Source organism: Nonomuraea rhizosphaerae, from assembly GCF_019396405.1.
Taxonomy (GTDB): Bacteria; Actinomycetota; Actinomycetes; order Streptosporangiales; family Streptosporangiaceae; genus Nonomuraea; species Nonomuraea rhizosphaerae.
The window spans coordinates 1-5,934 of the sequence record NZ_JAHKRL010000460.1; the positions used below are offsets into that span (position 1 = coordinate 1).

Genomic DNA, 5,934 nt, shown 5'->3' on the forward strand with positions numbered 1-5,934 from the left:
TGCGGCGGCTGCGCAAGCTCGCCGCCAGCGCCGACACCCGCGCCTCGGCCGACCCCGGCGAGGCCGCCGCGCCCGAGGCGGCGCAGGGCGAGCGGTCCCCGGCCGACGAGGCGGCCCGCGACCAGCACCGGAAGGGCCAGCCGCCCAGGCAGGGGCCCCCGATCGTGCTGTCGCAGACGCAGCGCCTGTGGCCGCCGCTCAACCCCGACACCAAGCCGGTGCGCTTCATCCGGCCGGTGACCTCCGAGGAGCCCGTGACCTCCCCCGTGGGCCGGGCCACCGACGGCGAACCGCCCGCCGACGAGCGCGCGGAGCACCTGGAACGGGCAGAGCACCCCGAGCACGCCGAGTACGCCGAGCACACAGGCCAGGCGAAGCACCCGGAAGACGCGGAAGACGCGGAGCGCCCCGACACCGCCGAGCGGCCGGTCACTGCCGAGCGGCCGCGCACCAGCGAGAGGGCCGAGCCGGTGCGCATCGGGCGAGCCGACATTCAGCGGGCAGACCCCGGCCAGGCCGCCCCCGGCCGGGACGAGCACGACGACCAGCTCGACGACGCCCCGGCGGCACGGCAGGTCAGCCAGGGCCCCAAGCCCGGCGAGCGGGTGCGGCGGGTCGAGTCCGTGGTCGGCCGCGACTCCGGCGGCTGGCGGCGCATCGCCCAGGTCGTCGTCGGCGGCGGCAACGTGCGCAGCGACGGCTCGGAGATCGACGAGGCCAGGGCCAGGGCGGTGTTCGGCGGCAGCCGCCGGATCGTGGTGCTCGGCTGCACCGGCGGCGCGGGCCAGAGCACGACGGCGCTGATGCTGGGCCACACGCTGGCCACCCACCGCGACGACAGGGTGGTGGCCGTCGACGCCAGCACCGGCGGCAGCACTCTGACCAGCAAGATCGACTCCGAGACCCCGGAGACGCTGTCCTCGCTGCTGTCCGGCCTCGACCGGGTCAGCGGCTACCTGACGATGCGCGGGTACACCACCCGCACGGCGTCGGGCCTGGAGGTCGTCGGCGCGGACACCGACGCGGAGGCCGAGCAGCGGCTGTCGGACCGGACGCTGTTCTCCGACCACCGGCTGGGCCAGGTCCTGCACCTGCTCGACCGGCACTACAAGCTGACCGTTCTCGACCCGGCCGCCGCGCTCGCGGCCCGGGTCCTGCCGTACGCGGACCAGCTCGTCCTGGTGGTCCCCGCGAGCGAGGAGGCGCCGGAGGCGGTGGCGATGACGTACGAGTGGCTCGACGGGCACGGCTGCGCGGACCTGCGCAGGCGGGCGGTCATGGTGGTCAACGGCGTGAGCAGGCGTTCGATGGCCGACGTCGAGCAGGCGGAGTCGGTGGCCAGCGGCAGGTGCCGGGCCATCGTCCGGGTCCCCTGGGAGGACGACCTCGCGCCGGACGGCGACGGGGTGGTCGACCCCGGGCAGTTGCGCGCGGCCGGGCGGCGGGCGTATCTCGCCCTCGCGGGAGTGGTGGTCGCGGGCTTTGCGGCGCAGTCCGTCCGTCCGAGCGAAGAGGAGTTGGCGAGTGACCCCCCGGGCACGAGAATCGGTGAGCGATAAGTGAACATGCGAGCAGGTCTGACTTGTTCATGCGCCGAGGGGGCGGCATGAGCAGGGCGTCCCGAGCGCATCAGCGCCTCGCGGTCCGTTACTTCGACGACCGCATTCTGCTCACCGACACCTGCGCATGGGCGTACTTCCGCCTTCCGACGGTCAGCTACGAGTTCGTCACGCCCGAGGAGCGTGAAGCGCTGGCCACCAACATCACGATCGCGCTGGCCGCGATCAGGATGCCCGACGCCGAGGTGCACCTGAGGGTCGCGCACCGCACCTATCCGGCCGCCGAGTGGGCGATGGAGCTCAACGCCACCTCCGACGAGGGGCCGGGCTGGCGCGACTACCTGGAGGAGATGTACCGGCACGTCTGGGCCAAGGACTTCTGGTCCAAGGAGGTCTACCTCGGCGTCCGCCTCGGCCCTCGGGGCAAGCAGCTCGGGGCGGGCGTGCTGTCGCAGCTGTTCGGCTTCTACCAGCGTACGGAGAGGACGCTCGGGCTGGAGGACGACCACGTGCCCGAGGGCGAGATCAACAGGTGGAGCGACCAGGCCGAACGCCTCGGCCGGGCGCTGGCCTCCAGCGCCCTCTACGCCCGGCACGCCACCTCCGTCGAGGTGGCGTGGTTGTTCCAGCACTCGGCCGCGGGCGCGCTCGGTGACGGGCCGCCCTCGGCCAGCCCGAAGCGGCGCTGGGGCAAGGGCGAGATCGAGGCGCTGGTCGAGGGCGAGATCCACAACGGCAGGTCGCTGCTGCGCATCGTGCAGCCGCAGGGCGACTCGTACGTGGCGCAGCTCTCGTTCGCCCGCTTCCCCGACCTGATGCCGTTCCCCGACGGCGAGCCGTGGCTGCACTTCGCCGACCAGCTTCCCTTCCCGGTCGAGGTCTCGTCCAGGATGCGGCTGATCCCGCCGGTCAAGGCGTCCAAGGACGTCGCGCGCAAGCTCGCGCACGCGCGTGACATGGACATCCACATCCGCGAGGCGGGCGCGGAGGCGCCGATCGCGCTCGCCGAGCAGATCGACGCGGCCCGCATGCTGGAGCACGGCATCACCAAGGAGCGCCTGCCCTTCGTGTACGGCTGGCACCGGCTGATCGTGTCGGCCCCGACCGAGGACATCTGCGTGCAGCGGGTCGAGGCGGTCGTGGAGCACTACCGCGACATGGGCATCGACGTGGTGAACTCGACGGGCGACCAGTTCTCGCTGTTCTGCGAGGCGCTGCCCGGGGAGAAGGTGCGGGTCAACGCCTACGCCCAGCGCCAGCCCCTGCGGACGATCGCGGGCGGCATGGCCACCGCGACCGTGGACCTGGGCGACCGGCTCGCCGACGGCAGCGGCGCCGAGGGCTGGCTGGGCCCGTACATCGGGGAGACCGTCGGCAGGGCCCGCAGCATCGTGCACTTCGACCCGCTGGTGGCGGCCACCCGCAACCGGCCGACCGCGATCGCGATCACCGGCGAGCCGGGCGGCGGCAAGACCACGCTGGCGCTGCTGATGATCTACCAGATGGCGCTGCGCGGCGTCACGGTCGCCGTGATCGACCCCAAGGGCGACGCCGAGTCGCTGGTGCAGCTGCTGCAGAAGCGCGAGCGCAAGGCCAGGATGATCCCGCTCGGCTCGGCCGCGCCGGGGCTGCTCGACCCGTTCTCGTTCGGCGACGACATCGCGGCCAAGAAGACGATGGCCACCGAGACGCTGCGGCTGCTGCTGCCGCGCATGTCGGAGGAGCGCGAGTCGGCGATGATCCAGGCGGTCGCCGCCGTGTCCAACGGCGTGGACCCCTCGCTCGGCAAGGTCGTCGAGTACCTGGAGCAGTCCGAGGACGCCGCCTCGAAGAACCTGGGCGCCGTGCTCCGCTCCATGTCCGAGATGCACCTGGCCAGGCTCTGCTTCGACCCGTCGGGCGGCGACCAGATCGACACCGAGGGCTGGACGACCGTGTTCACGCTCGGCGGCCTGACCCTGCCCGACGTGGCGACCGGCCGCGACGACTACTCCTACGAGCAGCGGCTGTCGGTGGCCCTGCTCTACCTGGTCTCCCAGTTCGCGCGCAGGCTGATGAACAGCCTCGACCGCCGCGCGCCCAAGGCGATCTTCCTGGACGAGGCTTGGGCGATCACCTCCACGCCCGAGGGCGCCAAGCTGGTGCCCGAGGTCAGCCGGATGGGCCGCTCCCGCAACACCGCGCTCGTGCTCGTCTCGCAGAACGCCGGTGACCTGCTGAACGAGCAGGTCACCAACTGCCTGTCCTCGGTCTTCGCATTCAGGTCCACCGAGCGGGTGGAGGTCGAACACGTCATGTCCCTGCTGGGTGTGGAGCCGTCGGAGGAGCACAAGGCCGTGCTGCGCTCTCTCGGCAACGGCGAATGCATTTTCCGTGATTTGGATGGCAGGGCGGGCCGCATCGGCGTAGACCTGATCTCCGAGGAACTGCTCCGCTGGCTCGACACGAATCCGACGCACGACAAACCCGGCGACAGCGGGCATGATGATCATCAAGGGGGAGTGGGCCGAGCGCAGGAGGTGCGGTCATGAAGATCCGGCTACCCAAGTGGCTCGTGCTTGTCCTCGCCCTGGTCGCGGGCGTTCTCGTGGTGCCGGTCGTGGCGGGCTCGCTCTCGCCGGCCGCCGCCGCGCCCTGTGACCTGTCGCCCCCGCTGACGCCCGAGGTGGTGGGCAGCGGCACCGACGGCATGATGCAGCCGCCCGTGCCCGCGGGTGGCGCCACCGCGGCTCCGACCACCAACTACGGCCAGTTCGGCATGAGCGGCCAGTTCTGGAACACCCACGACCTGACCTGCTCCGACTTCGCCGCCGTGGTCGGCAACAGCTGGGCGAACACGATCTTCACGTGGGCCAAGGCCGTCGACCGGGTGACGATCAGCACCTACCAGGCCGCGGCCACGGAGGGACCGCTCCAGTCGATCAAGGACGTCGTCGACGACATCGTGACGAACCTGTCGAACGCCATGTACTGGCCGTACCTGCGGCCGATCGTCATCCTCGGCGCCATCTGGCTGGCCTGGTACGGGCTCATCCGCAAGCGGGCCACCACCACCGCCGAGGGCGTGATCTGGATGGTGCTCGCCGTCACGGTGGCGACCTGGTTCTTCAGCCGGCCCGGCGACTTCACCGGGCTCGGCAAGGTCGTCACCGACAAGACCGGCGAGGTCGTCAACTCGGCGTTCTCCGGGCTGCCCGGCGCCGGCGGCGCCACCTGCCTGCCCCAGCCCGGACAGACCAACCCGCAGGTCACCGCCGGCGGCTACGGCCAGACCGGCACGCCCGGCGTCGACCAGAACGCCGAGGCGCTGTGGTCCACGCTGGTCTGCAAGCCGTGGCTGATGGGCATGTTCGGCACCGCCGACGCCAACCAGCCGATCGTGCGCGACTTCGGCCGGACGATGCTGGAGATCCAGTCGATGCCCGCCCCGGCGGCCGGGCAGGCGGTGCCCGACGTCGGCGCGCGGCAGGCGAAGTACGTCGAGATCGCGGAGAAGCTGAAGAACGACCCGCGCTACATGATCTTCTCCGGGCGTGACTGGACCAGCAGGCTCGGCGTGGCCATCGGCGCGCTGATCGCCGCGATGGTCGCCGGGGTGCTCATCTTCCTGGTGGCGGTCTCGCTGCTGGTGCTGAAGGTCGGCTTCCTGCTGCTGCTCATCCTCGGGCCGGTGTTCCTGCTGATCGGCGTGCATCCGGGCAGCGGGCGGATCATCGCGATGCGGTGGGTGGAGATGCTCGTCGGCACGCTGCTCCGGCAGGCCGTGCTCGCGCTGGTGCTCAGCGTGCTCGTGTACGGGTACGCGCTGATCATCTCGACGGCCATGCCGTGGGGCATGCAGATCCTGTTCATCGCGCTGTTGACGATCGCGGTGTTCTTCTACCGGCGGCCGTTCCAGCACCTGTTCGCCTCCATGAACGGCCACACGCTGACCACACGCATGCTCGGCGACGCGGCCAGCTCCTCCGTGCTCGAACGCTCCGCCAACGCGCTGCCCCCGGTGGCGTCGGCCAGGATCGGGCGCTGGGGGGCGCGCAAGGCCGAGCCGCTCATCCAGGCGGCGGCCATGGGCGCCTCGGCCGGGACCGCCGCGGCGGCCTCCACGGTCGCCCAAGGACGGGCGCGCGGGCAGGAGGGCGCGGAGGGAGCGACTCCGTCGGGCACCCGGGTGCCGGCCACTCCCGCGCCGCTCAACACCGACCAGCAGGGCGGCAAGGCGGCCGGCCGGCAGGCGCCCGCTCCCCGTACCGGGGCCGCGCCGCCGCTGAACCTGAGCGGCACGCCCACCCGTACGCGGGGGGCCGCCGCCGGAGGGCCACGGGCGTCCGGCGGCTCCACGGGCGGCTCCACCGGCTCCGCGGGCAGCTCCCCGGCC

At 72.2% G+C, this 5,934-nt stretch carries 3 protein-coding genes; all 3 read left to right on the forward strand.

Annotated elements, in window-relative coordinates; genetic code table 11:
• On the forward strand, window positions 1-1,559 hold a 1,559-nt coding region (locus KME77_RS23325), incomplete at its 5' end, for a MinD/ParA family ATP-binding protein (RefSeq protein WP_504739337.1).
• A gap of 47 nt (window positions 1,560-1,606) precedes the next feature.
• Window positions 1,607-4,090 (forward strand): ATP-binding protein, encoded by a 2,484-nt coding sequence (locus tag KME77_RS23330; protein WP_219471070.1) that lies wholly within the window; start codon window positions 1,607-1,609, stop codon window positions 4,088-4,090.
• The coding region (locus tag KME77_RS23335; RefSeq protein WP_219471071.1) for a type IV secretion system protein at window positions 4,087-5,934 on the forward strand (1,848 nt) is incomplete at its 3' end. The genes KME77_RS23330 and KME77_RS23335, both read left to right, overlap by 4 nt.

What these genes read in the sequence shown, in the direction of transcription:
- KME77_RS23330 (WP_219471070.1), top strand. Translation starts at nt 1,607, where the DNA reads ATGAGCAGGGCGTCCCGAGCGCATCAGCGCCTCGCGGTCCGTTACTTC.